The 18,079-nt window shown below is 36.9% G+C and carries 15 protein-coding genes and 1 rRNA gene; 3 read left to right on the top strand and 13 right to left on the bottom strand.

Features of this window, described 5'->3' with window-relative positions:
- Positions 1 to 22 precede the first annotated feature (22 nt).
- Positions 23 to 1,594 (top strand): M28 family metallopeptidase, encoded by a 1,572-nt coding sequence (locus tag VL047_RS02450; RefSeq protein WP_325358172.1) that lies wholly within the window; start codon positions 23 to 25, stop codon positions 1,592 to 1,594.
- Positions 1,595 to 1,598: 4 nt separating this feature from the next.
- A complete protein-coding gene (locus VL047_RS02455; RefSeq protein WP_325358174.1) occupies positions 1,599 to 2,987 on the top strand; it encodes a LutB/LldF family L-lactate oxidation iron-sulfur protein in 1,389 nt (462 codons plus the stop codon).
- 1 nt (position 2,988) lies between these two features.
- Here the strand turns inward: VL047_RS02455 and VL047_RS02460 are convergent, their stop codons facing one another.
- The 8 genes from VL047_RS02460 to VL047_RS02495 all read right to left on the bottom strand — a co-directional run bounded on the left by VL047_RS02460 (position 2,989) and on the right by VL047_RS02495 (position 10,970).
- Positions 2,989 to 3,597: a sprT domain-containing protein gene (locus VL047_RS02460; protein WP_325358176.1), complete on the bottom strand. Its 609-nt coding sequence runs from the start codon at positions 3,595 to 3,597 to the stop codon at positions 2,989 to 2,991.
- On the bottom strand, positions 3,598 to 5,700 hold the full coding sequence (gene feoB, locus VL047_RS02465; protein WP_325358178.1) for a ferrous iron transport protein B: 2,103 nt from the start codon (positions 5,698 to 5,700) through the stop codon (positions 3,598 to 3,600). It abuts the gene before it with no gap.
- 12 nt (positions 5,701 to 5,712) lie between these two features.
- Positions 5,713 to 5,931, bottom strand: a complete 219-nt coding sequence (locus VL047_RS02470; protein WP_325358180.1) for a FeoA family protein — start codon at positions 5,929 to 5,931, stop codon at positions 5,713 to 5,715.
- Between the two features lie 73 nt (positions 5,932 to 6,004).
- Entirely contained in the window at positions 6,005 to 6,388 is a 384-nt protein-coding gene (locus VL047_RS02475; RefSeq protein WP_325358182.1) for a VanZ family protein, read from the bottom strand.
- Between the two features lie 92 nt (positions 6,389 to 6,480).
- Positions 6,481 to 6,861: a glycine cleavage system protein GcvH gene (gene gcvH / locus VL047_RS02480; RefSeq protein WP_325358184.1), complete on the bottom strand. Its 381-nt coding sequence runs from the start codon at positions 6,859 to 6,861 to the stop codon at positions 6,481 to 6,483.
- Positions 6,862 to 6,929: 68 nt separating this feature from the next.
- Positions 6,930 to 7,511 (bottom strand): Holliday junction branch migration protein RuvA, encoded by a 582-nt coding sequence (ruvA, locus tag VL047_RS02485; protein ID WP_325358186.1) that lies wholly within the window; start codon positions 7,509 to 7,511, stop codon positions 6,930 to 6,932.
- A gap of 39 nt (positions 7,512 to 7,550) precedes the next feature.
- Positions 7,551 to 9,827: an NADP-dependent malic enzyme gene (locus VL047_RS02490; protein WP_325358187.1), complete on the bottom strand. Its 2,277-nt coding sequence runs from the start codon at positions 9,825 to 9,827 to the stop codon at positions 7,551 to 7,553.
- A gap of 48 nt (positions 9,828 to 9,875) precedes the next feature.
- Complete coding sequence (locus tag VL047_RS02495) at positions 9,876 to 10,970, bottom strand: hypothetical protein (protein ID WP_325358189.1); 1,095 nt, start codon at positions 10,968 to 10,970, stop codon at positions 9,876 to 9,878.
- A 145-nt stretch (positions 10,971 to 11,115) separates the two neighbouring features.
- On the opposite strand from VL047_RS02495, the gene gcvP reads away from it, so the two are divergent.
- Positions 11,116 to 13,992, top strand: coding sequence for an aminomethyl-transferring glycine dehydrogenase (gene gcvP / locus VL047_RS02500; RefSeq protein ID WP_325358191.1), 2,877 nt, complete (start codon positions 11,116 to 11,118; stop codon positions 13,990 to 13,992).
- 72 nt (positions 13,993 to 14,064) lie between these two features.
- Here gcvP and recA read toward each other — a convergent pair whose 3' ends face one another.
- From recA to rrf, 5 genes are all read right to left on the bottom strand, one after another.
- Positions 14,065 to 15,093 (bottom strand): recombinase RecA, encoded by a 1,029-nt coding sequence (gene recA / locus VL047_RS02505; protein ID WP_325358193.1) that lies wholly within the window; start codon positions 15,091 to 15,093, stop codon positions 14,065 to 14,067.
- 109 nt (positions 15,094 to 15,202) lie between these two features.
- Positions 15,203 to 15,856, bottom strand: a complete 654-nt coding sequence (gene nth / locus VL047_RS02510; RefSeq protein ID WP_325358195.1) for an endonuclease III — start codon at positions 15,854 to 15,856, stop codon at positions 15,203 to 15,205.
- 41 nt (positions 15,857 to 15,897) lie between these two features.
- Complete coding sequence (locus tag VL047_RS02515; protein ID WP_325358197.1) at positions 15,898 to 16,092, bottom strand: hypothetical protein; 195 nt, start codon at positions 16,090 to 16,092, stop codon at positions 15,898 to 15,900.
- 89 nt (positions 16,093 to 16,181) lie between these two features.
- The gene (locus VL047_RS02520; RefSeq protein ID WP_325358199.1) at positions 16,182 to 17,798 is read right to left on the bottom strand and encodes a S8 family peptidase; all 1,617 of its coding nucleotides are present in this window, start codon (positions 17,796 to 17,798) and stop codon (positions 16,182 to 16,184) included.
- Between the two features lie 202 nt (positions 17,799 to 18,000).
- A 5S ribosomal RNA gene (gene rrf / locus VL047_RS13585) occupies positions 18,001 to 18,079 on the bottom strand; the annotation flags it as partial.

The raw sequence follows: 18,079 nt of genomic DNA on the forward strand, positions 1-18,079 counted from the left end.
ATAATAATTAACAATTCCTGCTATGCTTTTAAAAAATCTGATACTTTCATTTATTAGTTTTGGGATACTTTCTAATGCATGTGCACAGAATAACTCCCAAGTAGAAAGGTATGCTAATGAAATTAAAGAAAGTTCTGCAAGAGAACATTTAACGACACTGGCATCGGATGATTTTGAAGGTCGCGATACCGGGAAACCGGGTGGACAGAAAGCAGCTCAATATATAGCTGATGAGTTTAAGAAACTTAATTTATCCGCTCCTGTAAATAACAGTTATTTTCAACCCATAGAATTAACAGAGTCTCAATTCCAGGTTCAAAGTTTTAATGTTAACAATGAAAGCTATCGTGCTGGCCAGGATTTCTTTATGACTGGTTCAGGAAAAGAAACTACCATATCTGTCAATGATATACTCTTTATTGGCTATGGCATTAGCAGCAGCCAGTACGACGATTTAAAAGGCATTGATATAACAAACAAAGTCGTACTAGTGATAAACGAAGGTGAGCCTGTAAATACGAGAGGAATATCATACATCACAGGCAAAAAGCAACTTTCAGATTGGTCAACGCAACCAAACAAAAGACTTCAAGCTATTTTAGCAAAGAACCCGAAGCTAATCCTTGCAGTTTCATCCAATGTCCAGAGCACATTGGATGATATGGGTGAGAGTATCAATAGGTCTAGAATTGTTCTGAAAGAAGACTTCAAAGAGCCTGTGAATACTATCGGTGTCGCACATATTACAGTTGATATTGCCAATCAATTATTAAAACAAGCTGGAATATCACTAACTGACTTAAAGAAGAACATCAATAACGAAGGAGTACCGTCCAGCAAGGTTATACCTACAAACCTATACACTAGTTTTGGAACACATATTAATGACGTTAAATCCCAAAATGTCTTGGGTTACCTGGAAGGATCAGACCTAAAAGATGAGCTAATTGTAATTTCCGCACACTACGATCATGTTGGTGTTTCAAATGGTGAGATTTATAATGGTGCAGATGATGATGCCTCAGGAACTACCGGCGTATTGGAAATGGCGCGTGCGTTTACAAAAAGTAAAGAAGACGGTCATGGACCGAGGCGGAGTATTCTTTTTATGACTGTAACCGGAGAGGAAAAAGGCTTGTTGGGCTCAGATTACTATACCCGCCACCCTATATATCCATTAGAAAATACAGTTTCTAACTTAAATATAGATATGATCGGTCGCATCGATCCTGCACATCAGTCAAATCCAAACTATATCTATTTAATTGGTTCTGACAAGCTAAGCTCTGAATTGCATAAAATCAGTGAGCAGGTAAATGCCGAGCATACACAGTTGAGTCTGGATTATAAATACAATGATCCTAATGATCCCGAAAGAATATATTACCGATCCGATCATTACAATTTTGCTAAAAATAGAATTCCTGTAATTTTCTATTTTAATGGAGTTCATGAAGATTACCACCAACCTACAGATACTGCGGATAAAATAAATTTTGAATTGTTAATTAAACGAACCAAATTAGTGTTTTACACTGCTTGGGAAATAGCCAATCGTGATAAAAGATTGGTAATAGATTCCAATAAAAGATAAGACCATGGCTTCCAATCCAGCTAGTATTTTTCAAACTGAAAGTGAATCAAAAGCATTCGATTTAAATCATAGAAAGATTATCAATTATAATATTGATAAATACAATTCGGCTGTTAAAGTTGGTATCGCACGATTCAATAACCTTGAAAACTCCAAAAGAAAGGGTTATGGGTTAAAGTGGAAGATAATGGAAAACCTGGATAAGTACTTACCTGAGTTTGAAGCAAATTTTCAACGAAAAGGAGGAAAAGTTATCTGGGCCAATGATGAAGAGGAAGCACGACAAGAAATCTGGAAAATACTCCAAGAGGTAAATGCTAAAAAAGTAATTAAGTCGAAATCAATGACCACAGAGGAAGTTGGTTTAAACGAATTTCTTGAAAAAAATGGTGTTGAATCGATCGAAAGTGACCTTGGTGAATACATAGTACAGCTCTTAGGTCAAAAGCCTTATCATATTGTGACTCCCGCTATGCATCTTGATCTGGCAAGCATTGCTAAGCTATTCAACGAAAGATTTAATACTCCGATCGATGCCACTCCAGAGCAGTTAACCTTAAAAGCAAGAGAACTTTTACGAGAAAAATATTTACAGGCTGATGTAGGTATTACAGGCGCAAATTTTCTTATTGCTGACACAGGAAGTATTGCATTAACAGAAAACGAAGGCAATATCAGATTAAGCACTACATTTCCTAAGATACATATTGCAATTGTAGGAATTGAAAAACTAATTCCATCCCTTTTAGATTTAGATCTTTATTGGCCGTTGCTATCAAGCCATGGTACTGGCCAGAATTTAACAGTTTATAATAGCATTATCGGCGGTCCCAGACAGGCAGGAGAAACTGATGGTCCGGAGAAGATGTACGTCGTTTTATTGGATAATGGGCGGACCAATGTGCTAGCCCAAAAAGATCAGCGACAAGCTTTATATTGCATACGCTGCGGAGCTTGTTTAAATGCCTGTCCGATTTATAAGAATATAGGTGGCCACACTTATAATACAACCTATAGCGGACCAATAGGATCAATGATTACACCTCATATGAAAGGCATGGAGGCCTTCAAGCATTTAAGTTATGCATCTAGCCTATGCGGAAAATGCACTGAGGTATGCCCCGTTAAAATCGACATCCACAATATGCTTCTGGCAAATCGAAGAGATGCAGTAAAAGCTGGTTTAAGTCCGACAATGGAGCGCATAGGCTGGAAGGTTTTCTCGAATGTCATAACTCGCAGAAGCCTCGTTGATAAGTTTGGAGGAAAGACCAAGAATTGGTTTCTAAGAAACTTTTTCAGAAAGAATTGGGGAAAGCATAGAGATCTGCCTGTCGTTGCTGAGAAATCATTCAGCAAACAATGGAAGGAAAGAAATCAAGAAAACATATAAATCAAGGCAATATCTTTACCTCTGCCAAAGGGTTGAATAAATAAACCTTTCCACTTGGCCTTTCAATGCAGCGGTATCTTTTCCTTAACTTCGGACCTTTTTCAAAAATTCTGCCTGACGATAACGCAAACAAACGATCTTGTGGAAGATGTTCTAATACTATATGCCCCTCTTTTGCTTTATCATATCGTTGAAGCGCACGGTAAAGATCCAGATCTGTACAGCTTGACGCACTCGGATTTGACAAATAGGAGGAAACAGCGGTTTTAATATCTTCTGGAAAAATCTCTAATGCAAAGAATGGCTGCATCAATTCCTTAAAATTATTTTTCCAAACTAAACTATGCGGTTTAAATCTATTCTTATGCTCATTCCAGGTTTTTAGATGAGCAAACTCATGAACAGTAGTTATTAAAAAAGCATACTCATTAAGATTATTATTAATGGATATCCGATGACCCTTACCTGCATACGGAGGACGATAGTCACCGAATTTACTCTTTCTGCTGCGAGAGATTGTAAACTGACAAGAGTTCTCTGCAATCCATTGTGCAATTATTTGCGCTGCTTCTAAGGGTATATACTTTGCAAGGACTGAAACTCGATCCATTTACCTCAATAACTGATATACGATTAAGCTAGCAAGATAGGCCATCACAGTCATATAGCCAAATTGTATAGCAGGCCATTTCCAGCCATTTGTTTCACGTTTCACCACAGCAATTGTACTTAAACACTGCATCGCGAAAGCATAAAACACCATTAATGAAAAAGCAGTAGCAGTTGTATAAACCTTTGCTCCTGTTACAGGGTCTTTAGCTGCAGACATAATTTCCCTGATATTTGCAGTATCATCGTCAGAACCTTCAACACTATATATTGTCGCCATAGTACCAACGAAAACCTCTCTTGCCGCAACAGAAGTAATTAAAGCAATTCCAATTTTCCAATCAAAACCTAAGGGACGAATTACGGGCTCGATCGTCTTTCCTAGAATACCAACATAAGAATTTTCTAATCTTTCTGCAGACTCCATCCTCTCTAATTCGGCAGCTGGGTAACTATCGACAAGCTCAGGAGATTCGTACTTGGCTGTTATAGTATCCATTCTACTAGGAGGGCCATAACTAGCGGCCACCCATAAGACAATAGAAATTGCTATAATTATTTTACCGACCTCAAGAATAAACGTCATTACTTTATCAAACATGGTAAGGAAAACATTTTTCCATCGTGGTTTACGATAAACAGGCAATTCCATAATAAAATATGATCCTGCTTTACCCTTAACCAAGTGTTTCATTATCCACGCAACAAATACAGCGCCTACGGTGCCCAAAATATATAAACCCAATAAAGTTAGACCTCTCAAATCAAAAAAGCCCCATACTTTATCATCAGGAACGACCAACGATATCAATAAAATATATACAGGAAGACGGGCCGCACAACTTATTAATGGAGTAACCATAATTGTAATTATGCGGTCTTTCCAGTTTTCTATGTTCCTGGTTGCCATAATAGATGGTACGGCACAAGCAAGTCCACCAATCATTGGCACGACAGACTTACCGCTCAGACCTACTTTACGCATCATCTTATCCATTAAAAATGTAATACGAGCCATATAGCCTGTATCTTCAAGAATGGCAATAAAAGCGAAAAGAATGGCAATCTGTGGAATAAAAACGATTACCCCGCCTAAACCGGCAAGTATTCCGTTTAATAATAGATCTGCAAATACTCCGTCAGGCAAATATTGATGCCCTATTTGATCTAGCCAGGCAAATAGACTTTCAATCATCGCCATTGGGTACTCAGCCCATGAGAAAACAGACTGGAAGATTACCAACAAGATCAAAAAGAAAATTGCGAAACCCCAGAATTTATGAGTTAGAACATCGTCAATCTTGTCTGTTAAACTAGGTTTAACATCTTGAGGGGCTATATGAACACACTCTTTTATTAATTTGTCAATATATGTATAACGCCAGATAGTTTCTTCTACTTGCTGGTCTTCAGAATGAAAATCCTGCTCTTGGATAAATCTTCCTAACCTGTCAGATTCATTTTTAGATAAATGTTTGGCTGCCGAATATTGATGAGCTAATAATAGACTAGCGTATTCATTATCGTAGTTAAACTCATCAGATATTCTATCTACTAAGTTCTGAGATGATTGAGGTATAGAGTAAGTCGAAGAATGCACGGCAAAGCTCGGAGCATTAGCAATAGCTTTCTTCAGGTCTTGTATATTTTCATTATTACGAGCACTAATTTTAACAACTTGTACCCCTAATAATTCTGATAGCTTATTAATATCAACAGTTATTTTTTCCTTTTCTGCTAAATCATTCATATTCAGCGCCAAAATCAAGGGAATTCCAAGATCAGCAACTTGAGTATAAAGTAAAAGATTACGCTTTAAATTAGTAACGTCAACAACAACAATCACTAAATCTGGATAGAATTCATTTCTTTTATCAGATAAGATATCAGAAACAATGGCTTCATCTTGTGTTTTAGGATATAAACTGTAGCAACCTGGTAAATCCATGACAGAAACAACCTGATTGTTTTCGAGTTTACAGAATCCCGACTTTTTATCCACCGTAACACCCGGGAAGTTCCCTATTTTCTGATTTAACCCGGTAAGTATATTAAATAATGAGGATTTTCCAGTATTTGGATTTCCTACTAAAGCAACTTTCAAGTCATATGAATTTTAGGTATGTAAAATAACCTTTGAGGCTTCCTCCTTACGTAAGCTCAATTGGTAACCAGAAACTTTAATAGCAATTGGATCTCCCATAGGAGCTATACGTTCGAGACAAACTGATTCACCTGGCAAACATCCCATTTCCATCAATTTAACCGATAATGCCAAATCAGTAAATTCCTTAATTATCCCATGCTGGCCAATTTTCAAATCTGATAGTTTCATAGTTTTTAATTGTTCCCAAAAATACAATTATTTAGACTGATTACAAGTAACAAAATCAATAACTATATAACAATTATTTTTTAACCTTGCTAATACTAAGCACAAGAACCAAATAAGCAAAATAACCCATAGCAATACCCACATGGTCTGCAAAAATATCCCAGTATTCGAAATCCCTATAAGTAAAAAAATATTTCTGAATAAGCTCTGTTGAAATAGCAAAAAGACTACCCACTATAAGAATCAAAATATTGGGTAAATGAAACAAAGTTGGTTCATCATTATTCATAATAGAACCAAAAAACATAAGTACTGTGAAAACAAAAAAGAAACCGGTATGAACTAATTTATCTATTCCAGGAAAGATATCTGGTGAGTTAGAAACATCTGGCATGGGGGATGAAACTAAAAACAATACTAGAATTGCCCAAATAATGGCCCAGATATAATGCTTCATTTTAAAATAACGATTATAAAAACAAAAAAGAGACACAACGAAAACAATGCTGAGTCTCTCAATACTAATATTTAAACGAATAAACTGTAGCCCTATTTGCCAATTAATTCCTTGTAAGAATTTGCAGACAATAATGAATCTACATCCGATGGATCATTTAACTTAACCCGAATCATCCAACCTTCACCATATGGATCTTTATTAACTAGCTCCGGGCTAGCATCTAATTGATCGTTTACAGAAAGAACTGTAGCTTTAACGGGCATAAAAAGATCAGAGACTGTCTTGACTGCTTCAACAGAACCAAAAAGTTCATCCTTGTTGATATCATTCCCAACGGTATCAATATCCACAAAAACAATATCACCTAATTCACTTTGTGCAAATTCAGTGATACCAATAATAGCTTCATCTCCTTCAACACGAATCCACTCGTGATCTCTTGTGTATTTTAATTCTTCGGGAAAATTCATAATCTTTCTATTTTTATTCAAATTTATAATTCTAAATGACAATTAACAGAAATATAATAAAATAATCGCTACAGTTTCTTTAACGCTTGTTTTATTAGGTTCTCTACATTAATTGTATTATCCGCCATATAAATACTCTGTAATACCTTCTCCGCTTTGATTTTAACAAATCCTAACATTACTAACGCAGAGAGTGCTTCATCTAAAACAGTCTGGTTTCTAGGTACATTGATCAACGTATCAGGACCTTCTTTCCTCAACTTATCCTGAAGTTCCAAAATCATGCGCTGAGCGCTCTTTGGCCCAATCCCTTTAATCCGTTGAATTAAATCTACATTCCCCTGAATGATGGCATTTTGTATTTCTGTAGGTGTTATAGACGACAATATCATACGGGCAGTGTTAGCACCAATGCCCGAAACAGATAAAAGATGTAAAAAAAGTCTCCTTTCACCCTCTTCATAAAAACCGTAAAGCGTATGAGAATCTTCCCTTACCTGGAAACTAATATAAAGTTTACAATGCTCATCAGCCTTAATCTGTTCATAAGTATTTAATGAAATAACAATATGATACCCAATCCCTCCAACATCTAGAACAACATGAGTTGGTCCTTTATAAACTAACTTACCGCTTAAATAATCATACATAATCTATTAATAAGAATTATTTTGGAACAACGTTTACACTCAAACCTGCTTTTTACGAGATTGGACATCAACCACTGCAATGGTAATCATATTCACAATTTCTCTAACGGAACTATCTAATTGTAAAACATGCACAGGCTTATTCATACCCAATAAGATCGGTCCAACAGCTTCCGCATCTCCCAGCTCCTGTAAGAGCTTATAAGCAATGTTTCCTGACTCAAGATTTGGAAAAACCAGGGTATTCGCGGCTTGTCCGGTAAGATTACTAAATGGAAAATTATCAGTAAGCATCTCATTGTTGATTGCAAAATTACCCTGCATTTCTCCATCAACAACTATATCCGGGTATTCTTCATGAAGTTTCTTAACTACCTCACGGGTTTTTAAAGGAACTACACCATCGCTGGAACCGAAGTTACTATAAGATAAAAGAGCTAAACGGGGTTTAACATTAAATCGTTTAACGGCCTTATTAAGCAATACGCTTATATCAACCAATTCATCAACAGAAGGATTTTCATTGATGGTAGTATCACCAAAGAAAACAGGACCCTTCTTAGTTAACATCATATACATGCCTGCAACGCGGCTTCCTGGCTGAGTTCCAATTACCTGCAAAGCTGGTCGAATGGCAGTAATATAGTTTTTTGTTAAACCGGAAATTAGTGTATCTGCTTCGCCAAATTCCACCATACATGCAGCAAAGTAATTACGGTCAAGCATTAATTTACGAGCTCCTGCTTCTGTTATTCCCCTTCGCTGCCGTTTTTTAAACAGAAACTGAACATATTTATTAAATCGTTCTGTCTCTTGCTCTTCAAATGGATCGATGATTTGAATGTCTTCAATATCCAATGCATTATCTCTAATTAGTCGGGCAATTTTATCGCGATTACCTAAAAGTATTGGTTTTGCAACACCTTCTTCCTTAACAATCTGGACAGCTTTTAGAATTTTATAACTATCTGCCTCGGTAAAAACTACTCGTTTAGGATCGTTTTTAGCAGCAGTTGTCAGATCACGGATAATCCGATCATCTAAGCCTAAACGATTGCGCAACTCTATAACATACGAGTTCCAATCTTCAATTGGCTTTTGAGAAACACCCGTTTCCATTGCTGCCTTAGCAACTGCGGGTGCAACCGAAGTAATTAAACGGGGGTCAGTGGGTTTAGGAATGATATAATCCTTTCCAAATTTTAAACTGTTATCCCCATAAGTTTGATTTACTGAATCAGGAACAGTTTTCTTTGCCAAATCTGCAATTGCATAAACTGCTGCAATCTTCATTTCTTCATTAATTCCAGTAGCTCGAACATCCAGCGCACCTCGAAAGATATATGGAAACCCAAGTACATTATTAACCTGATTAGGAAAATCAGAGCGACCTGTAGCCATAATTATATCTGAGCGAGTATTAATAGCTAGTTCATAATCGATTTCAGGCTTTGGATTGGCCATCGCAAAAACAATGGGATTTTTATTCATAGATTTTAACATGGATGCAGAAACCACATCGGCAGCAGATAATCCAATAAAGACATCAGCATCTTTCATTGCCTCTTCCAACGTATGAATATCACGGCTAGTAGCAAACTGAGCCTTTGTTGGTTCCAGATTCGAACGATCAGCCCGAATTACCCCCGAACGATCCACCATTACTATATTCTCTATTTTTGCTCCCAACGACATATATATCTTTGTACAAGATACTGCTGCAGCTCCAGCACCGTTCACAACAATCTTTGCTTTCTCTAATTTCTTTTTTTGTATTTCACATGCATTAATCAAGGCTGCCCCAGAAATTATTGCTGTACCATGCTGGTCATCATGCATAACCGGGATAGACATCACCTCTTTTAACCTTCTCTCAATCTCAAAGCATTCGGGAGCTTTTATATCTTCTAAATTGATTCCGCCAAATGTAGGTTCCAATGCTCTGACAATATTTACAAACTCATCCACATTTTTTGTATCTAACTCAAGGTCAAACACGTCGATATCAGCAAAGATTTTAAAGAGTAAACCCTTTCCTTCCATTACTGGTTTTCCTGCATCTGGTCCAATATCACCCAAGCCAAGAACCGAGGTACCATTACTTATTACAGCCACCAGGTTCCCTTTTGCCGTATATTTATAAGCATCACCTTTGTTTTCTGCAATCTTTAAGCATGGTTCTGCAACACCCGGAGAATAAGCTAATGACAGATCGCGTTGAGAATTCGTTGGCTTAGTTGGAATTACTTCAATTTTCCCAGGCCTTCCCTTACTATGGTAGTTAAGGGCATCCTGCTTTTGATTTTCTTTCCTCATTTTAGTGATATTTTATTTACTAGATTAACAAAGGTATAAGAAATAACCTCAAATAGGGTGACTGGGAGATAATAATGCATGCTGAGAAGCGACTTTAAAATCACGGTACACGCGACTAATATCTGTGTTTGTAAAAACTACTTTCATTCCAGCATAAGGATATAAAGTATCTACCAGTTGCCGGGCAGACTTAGCAGTAATCGCAATAGACTCGCTAAACTTATTGCTTAGGTCAGAAGGTATTTCTCTTTCTAAACAAACAATTTCCCATATTTCATCCAAAATCAAAAAAACGTTTTCTCTGTTGCTTAGAAACGCAGACAGGCTTTCATCTAACACTTCTTTGAATCCTATATGATCTGACAACCTGATTCCTGATTCTTTATCTTTATTACTCAGAATCTTTTCTTCTGCATACTCCCGCACTAATTCATAAAAATGAATTGCCAGACCACTTGCCATCACTAACATATTAATTTCTGCCAAAAGCATAAATGGAAATCTATATAAAACAGAGTTAACAGTTGGAGAGGGCTTTTGCAAATTAAACTGATAGTTCTCAGGCACCCAAACATTACTTACTTGAAAATCACAACTCGAAGTAGCTTTCATACCAAAAACATTCCAAGTATCAATCACCGTAACATCCTTAGCCGGTACAAGAAAAGAAGCAAATTCATCTGTTTCAGAATCTACCAATTGAGCATTCAATGAAAAATAATTAGCATGCGCCGAACCGCTTGCATATTTCCAATATCCATTGATTACATACCCATCATCCTTTATCTTGGCAGTACCCATAACTGCACCACTGCCTGCCACACAAGTCTTCTCACTTTTAAAGATTTCAGATGCAGCACCCTGATCCATAAAACCAGCAAACATATTAGCTCCTGCACCTAGATTCACATTCCACGCGAAGCTCCCATCAATCGCGGCCAGCTCTTCCATCAGGTTGGCAAACTCAGGAAGTGACATTTCTGCACCGCCCAGATTTTTGGGCACCAAAAGATGAAACCATCTATTTTGATAAATAATATCTAACTGTTTAGGAGTTAGCTTACCTAACTTTTCTGCCACCAAAGCTTCCTTATATAAGGTATTCTTCTGGACAATATCTACTCTATTAAAAACGTGCGTCATCCTTATCAAATTATGTGCATTGGCCCTATCTTCCGAACCTTTTCTTCCTAAAAACTAAACGTTAATTTGCTTACCTTTGCACCCATAAATAAATCTCGGTTTTTTAGCTTTCAGAGACGAATTTATTATAAAAATATTCTCTTTAATGAAAATAGATATCAATTTCCAAGAGAAGTTTGAAAAGAGACATATATCTGTCCGCGAATCAGACCTTCCAACTATGCTGCAAACTGTAAATGTAGCATCATTAGATGAACTAATAGAAAAAACTGTACCAGCTAATATTCGTCTAAAAAACACTCTAGATCTTCCACCAGCTTTGAGCGAGGTAGAATATTTAAAGAAAATGAAGCAAGTGGCTTCAAAAAACTCAGTGTTCAAATCGTACATCGGTCAAGGCTATTATGATGTCAATACACCTACCGTAATTCTTCGAAATGTATTAGAGAATCCAGGTTGGTATACCCAATACACTCCTTATCAAGCAGAGATTGCCCAGGGACGTTTACAGGCTCTCCTTAATTTCCAAACAGCAGTTATCGATTTAACCGGAATGGAGATTGCAAATGCCTCATTATTAGATGAAGCTACCGCAGCAGCCGAAGCCATGTTTATGCAATACAACTTGCGTAAAAACAAAGATGCTAATACATTCTTTGTTTCAGAAGATATCTTCCCACAAACATTAGATGTTTTACACACACGTTCTGAATCATATGGCATCAAATTAAAGATTGGAAACCACCAAAATATAGAATTTACTGAAGATATATTTGGTGCGATTGTACAATATCCAGCAGCTACAGGTGAAGTCTTCGACTATAAAACATTTGCTGATACATTACACAGTAAGAGCATAACCTTAGGTGTAATTGCTGATATTATGAGCCTCGCCCTTTTAACTCCTCCAGGAGAATGGGGTGCCGACGTAATAGTAGGTTCTACACAGCGTTTTGGTATACCCATGGGCTTTGGAGGACCGCATGCAGCTTATTTCGCTACAAAAGACTCTTATAAACGAAATATACCTGGTCGTATTATTGGTGTTACCATTGATGCGGAAAACAATTATGCTCTGAGAATGGCATTGCAAACTCGTGAGCAACATATCCGCCGAGACAAAGCATCCTCTAATATATGCACAGCTCAAGCATTATTAGCCATCATGGCAGGGTTCTATACCGTATATCATGGTCCGGAAGGAATAAAAAAGATAGCTAACAGAATTCATAGCATTACTGCTTTATTAGTTAAAGCTTTAACAGAATTAGGTTATAAAATTGAAAATCAAACCTTCTTTGATACAATTTCAGTACAGGCAGGCGATTTAATAGACGCTATACACGCAGAATCTATTAATCAGGAAATAAACCTTAGGTACGACAGTTCAACTATTGTTGGAATTTCCATCGATGAAACAACGACGATTGAAGACATTAAAAACCTAATAAAAGTCTTTGCAAAAGTGAAAGGCAAGGGCAATAATGAGGTAGATATTCAGAGCTTGGCAGAAAACCTAAGTTCTGGTATTCCAAATTCTTTACAAAGAGACTCATCTTTCCTTACCCACCCCATCTTTAATTCTTATCATTCAGAGCATGAAATGCTCCGTTATATAAAATCGTTGGAGGCAAAAGATTTATCTCTATGCCATTCCATGATCCCTTTAGGATCCTGTACCATGAAGCTTAATGCGAGTACCGAAATGATTCCTTTAACATGGAAAGAATTTGGCGATTTGCATCCATTTGCTCCTTCAGATCAAACTGGTGGATACATGCAGTTATTTGATGAATTAAATCATTGGTTATGTGAAATAACCGGATTTAAAAGAATGAGCTTTCAACCAAATTCCGGAGCACAGGGAGAGTATGCGGGCCTAATGGTTATTAAAGCCTATCATAACTATAATGGACAAAGTCAGCGTAACGTTGTCCTTATTCCAGCTTCGGCTCATGGCACCAATCCTGCATCAGCAGCAATGGCGGGATTAGATATTGTTATTGTGAAGTGTGATGAAAAAGGCAACATTGATATAACCGATTTAAAAAACCAAGCAGAAAAACACAAAGACAATCTATCCTGTTTAATGGTTACCTATCCATCGACACATGGTGTTTTTGAAGAAGCTATCATTGAAATATGTGAAACTATCCATGCTAATGGCGGACAGGTTTACATGGATGGTGCAAATATGAATGCTCAGGTAGGACTCACTAGTCCTGGCTTTATTGGGGCAGATGTATGCCATTTAAATTTGCATAAAACCTTTTGCATTCCTCATGGTGGGGGAGGACCAGGAATGGGACCAATTGGAGTTGCTGAACATCTTGTCAATTTCTTGCCGGGCCATTCGGTAATAAAGCTTGAAGGATCTCATTCCATCAATGCAGTGTCATCTGCACCTTGGGGCTCTGCATCAATCTTAGGTATTTCACATGCTTATATTGCTATGATGGGTCAAGAAGGATTGACCAATGCGACTAGATATGCAATATTGAATGCTAATTATATCAAAGCTCGTTTAGAAAACGATTATCCTATATTATATTCAGGTGCAAACGACACATGTGCTCATGAAATGATATTAGATTGCCGTTCCTTTAAGTCTGTTGGGATTGAAGTTACAGATATAGCAAAACGATTGATGGATTATGGGTTCCATGCTCCAACTGTTTCGTTCCCGGTAGCAGGCACATTAATGATAGAGCCTACTGAGTCAGAATCTAAAGCAGAGATTGATCGTTTTTGCGATGCTCTATTAGCTATTCGTAAAGAAATTGCGACTATAGAAAATGGAGAAGCTGACAAAACGAATAATATATTAAAAAATGCTCCTCATACCGTACAAGCTGTTAGTGCAGAAGAATGGAAACACTCGTACTCGCGTGAAGAAGCAGCATTTCCATTAGATTATTTGCGCACAAGCAAATTCTGGCCATCGATAAGTCGCGTCAATGATCCATATGGCGATCGAACCTTAGTTTGTTCTTGTCCTCCAATAGAATCATATACAGATTAAATAATACGATTAGATTAAAACAAAAAAGCTATAGATAATTCTATAGCTTTTTTTGTATGGACTAATTACCTATTAATCTTCTGATTTCTCTAGCTTCTCGTCAAGTTTCTCGCCTGTAACTTCCAAACGGATTTTGTTTTCAAGCTCATCCATAAGATCCGGGTTGTCCAATAAAAGCTTTTTGACAGCATCTCTTCCTTGTCCAAGTCTGGTATCACCATAGCTAAACCATGAACCTGCCTTCTTAATAATATTAAAATCGACACCAAGATCTATGATTTCCCCAACCTTAGAGATACCCTCTCCGAACATAATATCAAATTCAGCAATACGGAATGGAGGAGCTACTTTATTTTTAACAATCTTTACCTTAACTCTATTTCCTGACACCTCATCAGAATCCTTAATCTGTGATACTCTCCTAATGTCCAGTCTTACAGAAGCATAAAACTTCAGTGCATTTCCCCCTGTAGTTGTTTCAGGATTACCGAACATGACACCAATCTTTTCACGTAATTGATTAATAAAAATACAGCAACAATTCGTTTTAGCAATCGTACCTGTTAGCTTTCGTAACGCCTGAGACATCAATCGAGCTTGTAAACCCATTTTAGAATCACCCATCTCACCCTCAATCTCTGCTCTTGGTACCAAAGCTGCAACGGAGTCAATAACAATAACATCGATCGCTCCAGAGCGAATTAAATTATCTGCTATTTCAAGTGCCTGCTCTCCATTATCAGGTTGAGCAATTAATAGATTCTCTACATCAACACCTAATTTACTAGCATAGTATTTATCAAAAGCATGTTCTGCATCAATAAAAGCGGCTACGCCTCCCTTTTTCTGTGCCTCAGCAATGATATGGGTTGCTAAAGTTGTCTTACCAGACGACTCCGGACCGTATATCTCTACAACACGTCCCTTAGGTACGCCTCCAATTCCCAAAGCGATATCAAGCCCCAGCGAACCTGTTGATATCGAATCAATCGGTTCAACTACAGAATCGCCTAATTTCATTACGGCACCCTTGCCATAAGATTTTTCTAATTTATCCAGTGTAAGCTGTAATGCTTTTAATTTTTCAGACTTCTCATTCATAATCAATACCTAATAAAAAATATAACGAATAGTTTAACCATTTAGGCTACTAATAATATTAGCCAATAATACAACAAATAAATCAAAAAAGGAAATAATGCTAATATATTTATACTTTGAGCACATTCAATACATTCTTCTCATAATAGCGACAAAAAGATGTTAATGGGCATATCTCACATTTAGGCCTTCTTGCAACACAAATGTACCTTCCATGCAGTATCAACCAATGATGAGCGAGGTATATGGTATCCTTGGGTAGATTTTTAACCAAGTCTTTCTCTACAGCCAAAACCGTTTTTCCATTTGTAAGCCCAATTCTCCTTGACACTCTAAACACATGCGTATCCACAGCCATTGTTGGCATATTAAAGATTACAGATGAAATTACGTTGGCAGTTTTCCTCCCTACTCCTGGCAAACGCATCAGCTCTTCAGTTGTATTAGGAATAACTCCGTTGAATTCCTCCAGCAACACCTTGGCCATTCCAACCAAATGTTTAGCTTTATTATTGGGATAGCTTATACTTTTAATATAATCAAATACAATATCTGAAGTAGTATTTGCTAATATTGCAGGTGTAGGAAAGCGCTCAAATAAAGCTGGTGTTACCATATTAACCCGCTTATCTGTACATTGAGCAGATAAGATAACGGCTATTAGAAGTTGAAAAGGATTGTTATAATGCAACTCTGTTTCAGCATTAGGCTGATGTTCAGAAAAGTATTTTACAAACGCATTATACCTATCTTTTTTAAGCATAAACAAAGATATGGATAAGTGTACGCATTCTTTAAGGTCAGTTAAACATTCCTTTTTGCGAATTCCAGAATTTCATCAATAATTTGTTTTCTGGGATTAATTAGCTCTTTATCTAATAAATCTGCTAAATTTCTTTCAAAAGAATCATCACTATTAACCCACATATGCTTTGGAATGAACTTGGCCTTTTGCTTAGATTTAAATTTCATTAACTTTGGAGTAGACGTTTCATCCATATGCATAAGATTATATTTTAGAATATATATAACGTCACAGTCAGCACGTTAGTATTGCTTATCTGCGAATTAAACAATTCCTTTTAATTTTATTTCTTTTTCTTATATAGTTTTTCTGCCAACTCTATAGCATTATACGCATTCACAACCCCTCCACTTATACTTATATCGCTTAGAAGAACCCTTCTATTAGCACCGCGTTCATTAATCCGCACTTTATCTTCTGTTACAACTACCGATTGCATAATAATATCTTTCACTTCAATTGCACTAAACTTGGGAAAATAGGAACGAATAAGTGCAGCTAAACCCGCTACTACCGGTGAAGCCATGCTTGTACCACTTTGTTCTTTATATAAAGAACCAGGCATTGATGAATAAATATCAACACCAGGAGCAAATACATCAACACTGCGTTTACCGTAATTCGAGAAAGATGCAATAAGATTATTCTTTTCCCATGAAGTTGCTCCAACCTCAAGCCACGCTTCACCTTCGCCTTGGTTGATACCTAAACTATCTACATAACGGCGATTTGGAAAGTTAGGAACGTTATCAATATTAGCACCGTCATTTCCAGCAGCGTGTACTAGCAATACATCCTTATCCATTGCATATTTAACTGCTTCATCTACAATCTGCTTATTCTTCACATAGCCTTTACCAAAGCTCATATTTATTACCTTTGCTCCATTATCTGTAGCATATCGGATTGCATTGGCTATATCTTTATCACGCTCATCTCCATCGGGTACCATCCTCACACCCATTATCTGCACATTGTTTGCAACACCTTGTAGTCCCAGTCCATTATCGCGTACCGCACCAATAATACCAGCAACATGAGTCCCATGTCCTGCATCGGGGCCTTCTACATCCGGGTTTCCATAATTATGATCGCTATAATCCTCATAATCATCTCCTACAATGCTGCGAGAATCATAAGCCATATTAAGATGGTATTTCACTTGATTCGTATAATAATCAAATCCTTCCATGAAATCTTTATAAAAAGCTTCAAAGTCAGTTCCATCATTCATGGCATCCTTAATAATTCGGATAGCTCTGGCCTCATCTCTATCTTTAGCCTTATACTGATTAATAGCATCTTTCGATGGATTTTTATCACCGATGGAAACTACTATACTATCCAACTTCTCCTTTAAACTTCTGTAGTTAAGCTCTCCCATTTGAGCTCTTTGAAGTCTATTCATATAATCAGTAACCATTTTCTGATATTCCTGAAACTCACGCTTCCCTGATTCAGAAAGAGGAGTAGATGGCAATACTGAAATATATTTAGGCTGAAGATCTCTTAATAAACGGGTAACTTCTAGATTATCATATCGTACATTCTCTCCATCAGCATTTCCAAGATAATTCCAACCATGAATATCATCAATATATCCATTTCCATCATCATCAATCCCATTACCTGGAATTTCATCTTTATTAACCCACATTACCGACTTCAAGTCTTCATGATCAGCTTGAACACCACCATCTAAAACAGCAACGATAACTGTAGTACTAGGTTTATTTTTAAGAAGTTTATTATATGCCTTTTCTGTGCTTATACCAAAAACCCCATCATCCTTTAGATCTAAATTCTGCCAATTTGGTTTTCCAGCCTTATACTCTTGTGAAAACGCAAAAAAAGAAATAAAACTTAAACCTAAAATCGGCAATACCTTCTTAAAATTCATATTCAATTATTTATCTGATTAACAAATATAAAATAATATTAATTAATACGAGATTATTAAGATGCACAAAACATTCCGAATTTTTACAATCGTGAAAGAAGCTAACAGGATATAAAACAGTTTACTACACATTTATTCTTCACCAAAAAAGGGTCTAAAAGCAAAAAACCCTGTCTCGTAATTGAGACAGGGTTCCTGTAAGATTGGGCGCCGACCTACTCTCCCACCTGTTACGGCAGTACCATCGGCTCTGGCGGGCTTAACTTCTCTGTTCGGTATGG

Source organism: Albibacterium sp. (assembly GCF_035514885.1).
Classification (GTDB): Bacteria; Bacteroidota; Bacteroidia; order Sphingobacteriales; family Sphingobacteriaceae; genus Albibacterium.